We start from the raw sequence: 3,660 nt of genomic DNA on the forward strand, positions 1-3,660 counted from the left end.
AAATAAATCTTTAATGTGGTCATCCATTGTAAGATAAATTATCTGCCAGTTATTCATTGCTAATTCAAAAAGGGATTTTATTAAAATTTCTCTTTTATCATAATCAGAATGCTGGAATGCATCATCAAGTATTAAAAAAGCACTATCTGTTTTTAATATATGACTTAAAAAACCAATTCTTAAAGCAATCATAACCTGTTCTTTTGCCCCTGTGCTTAAATCTTTTAAAGAAAATTCATTATAATCATCTGAAATAATTATGTCTGAATCATTAAACAATAGTTGTTTATATCTGCCCGTTAATTTAAAAAGAAAATTTTTAACTTCTTCGGAATTAAGTGATTCTAATAGTTCTTTATCTTCTTCTTCCTGTAATTTTTCAATTGTTTTATTTACAATAATTCCTGATAAAATTTTTGCTTCAATTTCCTGGAAGGCATTTTTTATTTCTTCTCTCTTTTTAAATAAATTATCAATTAAAACAGACCAATCACAACTTATATCACTGCCAGTATACTGACATATAGTATATTTTAAATCATTTAATTTCTTTTCTTCCTCACTCCTTTTGTTTTCCATTTCACCTATTGCCTTTTCAACTTTTTTTAATTCTTCTTCTGAATATTCTTTACCAGGGTCTTCCTCTACATATTCATTTTCTCCAACACCCAGCCCCTTTAACTCACCAATTTTTTTATTTATTTCGTTATTATGTCTTTCTCTTTTGTCCAATATTTCATTTATTTTTTCTTCCCAGTACCCTTCATCAATTGTTTCTCCTGTTATATTCTGGAAAAGGGCATTAATTTTTTCTTTATTTTTTGATAATTGATTTTTTAAATCCTCATATTGCCCACTTTTTCTTTCTTCCTCTTCTTTTAGTGTTTTTATTTTTTCTATTTCTTTTTCTATTTTTTCCATCTCATCTTTATCAAACTCTATTCCTGGGTTTTCTATTTGATACTGACTTTCATCAATATCTAATCCATCTAATTTTTTTTGTAATTTTTGACACTCCTCTTCTAATTTTTTTCTTTTTGTATAAATATCAGAAAGGATATTATTCCAGTTGGTTTCATCCAGTGGACTTTCAATTTTTAGTCGTTTAAACCCATCAATAATGGAATTAAAAAGAGTATTTACTTCAATTTTTAATCGCTGTTGTTCGCCTTCAAGTATATCAAGACAGTTATGTGCCTTTTGTTGTTCGTTAAGTAATGTCTCAATTTGAACCAGATTATTAAGAGAAGTTCCAAAACGACTTTTAAAATCATTTTTTAAAGAAATAAGCTCATCTGCCTGTTTATAAGAAACAATATCTTTTTTTATTTTATGTAAATAACATATTTCTGATATTGTCCCTAAAACAATCAATATAATTCCATAGATTCTATAATTTAAAGAAATAAGAACTAATCCAGTTATTAAAAATAGAATAAAAGTGATATATAAAAATAATGGCTGTTTAGGAATAACAGGAGTATTTGAAATTTTTGTATATTCTTCTTTTGCTGCTTTTAACCATTCATAACCTTTTGAGTTTTCTTTTAATTCATTTATCTGTTTTTCTTTTTCTTTCAATTCATTTTTTTTATTTTGATAATTTGAAATTCCCTGTTCTATTTTTTTAATTTCCTCTTCTGGAAATTTATTTATTTCACCTTCTCTCTTTTTTAATTCCTCTGAAATAAGATAACCCTGATATTTTTTTGCTTGAAGAAGTTTTTTATGTTTTTCTTCTAAGTCAGGTAATTTTTCAGTTTGTTTTCTTATCCTTGTTATTTCTCTGTTTATATCTTCAATCTGGTTTCTTTTATTTTTATATTCAGTTATCAATTCCTTCAATTCCTTTATTGAGAATTCAGGGATTTTCTCAAGTTCTTCTTCTAAATTATGTATTTCCCTTGATAGTTTATATCCCTTATATTTTTTACTCTTAATGAGTATTTCCTTTTCCTCTTTTAATTTTTCAATTTGGATTGTTATGTTATGTATAATCCCCTGTTCATAATCTTTTGTAAGTTTATCAACTATTTCATTTAATCTATAAAATTCTTCTCTTTTTTTGTTATAAGTTTCTCCATCACCCTGGTTTGCAATATCAATTCCCAAATTTATTATTTCACCTTTTCTAACTGTTTTAGAAATTTTATTTAGAATTGAATCCAATAATTTACGGGGAGACAAAATATTTTTTATTGTATTTTTATCAATTCCGCTTTCATTTTTATCAACAATATCTGTTTCACCTTCTTTAACAACCATCAGTTTTACAAGAGATAATGGTAATCCCTGTTTTTTTTCTAAATAGTCCTCCAATTTTACTCCTCTATTTGGACGAAAATCTATATTTTTTTCATCCAATCCTTGAATAGTAACTTTCCCTTCTCCTGATTCTCGTAGATACCCCCAATTATTTTTATTTTTGAATAGACATCTAATTATGAATTCTACAAGAAATGATTTTCCTCTTTCATTTTTGCTGTAAATAAGATTTATACTTCCAAACGACTCTTTGAATTCACTGATTGGACCACAATTTTTAACTGCTATTTCAGTTATTTTTATACTCATTTTTTATCCAATTCACCAAATATTAATTCCATCGCTTTTTCTAAAATTTGTTCTTTTGTTGCATGAAAATTTTTTAATTCTAATTTTTCAATCTCCTGTTTTACTTTATTAAATATAAAAATTCTTTCATCGGAGAGTGTATTTAGAACTTTAATATCTGTCAGGTCGGGTCCCTCTTCGTCATATAAGGAAATTCCATATTTTGAAAGAGAATTTATAATTGCCCCTTTTAAAGATAACAGGTTGGTGGTAAAACCTCTCACTTTAAGACGCAAGTTGACATAATTTAATTCCTCATCGGGTAATTTCCAGTTTTTTATCATCTGCTCTATCTGTTTTTTTATTAAGTCAATTTCATTTTCAACAGGAAATGTTAAAATTTCTTCTATAAAGTAAATTTTTTCTGTTTTAATAAATTGATTTTCAATAGTATTTGCCCCTGTGTCATAAATAATAAATTGCCTTTTGCCTGTTTCAGTTATATCAAGAGGAAATGGAGAACCGGGATAATATACTTTCCCAAAATTGTCTGCTTTGTGTATATGCCCGAGAAAAACTTTTAATGGATTGTATTTGTTAATTACTGCCGCAGAAAGAGGCATATAAGTCCCTGGCTCATAAGGGTTTGTCTGCCAGTTTGTAGTAATATAATCACCGTGTCCAACCAAAATCCAATTATCTGGTTTATTTTCAGAAATAAATTCAATTAAAACTTCATCCATTGTTTTAGTTGAAATATAAGGTATTAAGAGAAAAGATATTCCATCAAATGTTTTTAAAGATACAGAATTTATAACTTCTATATTACCTGATGTAAAAAATTCCTGCTTAACCTCTGTATCATGATTACCAGGAATAATTATTACTTTAATGTTCTTGAATTTCCCACAAATTTTATCAAAACTCTGATATTGGAAAAAATTTTTATCAAATGTATCACCTGCAATTAAAAGAGTGGTAATTTGTTTTGAAATACATTCATTGAAGATACTTTCAACAACTCTGTATCTATCTGGTGTTTCATTTTGTTCTTTTAAATGAACATCAGCAGTAATGGCAATTTTCATATCTATAATGTAAAGCATT

The 3,660-nt window shown here is 26.8% G+C and carries 2 protein-coding genes; both read right to left on the reverse strand.

The window, feature by feature from the left end:
- Positions 1-2,574, reverse strand: a 2,574-nt coding sequence (locus PLW95_07985) for a hypothetical protein (GenBank protein HOV22594.1), incomplete at its 3' end; no start/stop codon positions are given.
- Positions 2,571-3,660 (reverse strand): metallophosphoesterase (locus PLW95_07990; protein ID HOV22595.1); only part of this gene is annotated, 1,090 nt, incomplete at its 5' end. The genes PLW95_07985 and PLW95_07990, both read right to left, overlap by 4 nt.

Source organism: bacterium, from assembly GCA_035370465.1.
In the GTDB taxonomy this organism is placed as follows: Bacteria; Ratteibacteria; UBA8468; order B48-G9; family JAFGKM01; genus JAGGVW01.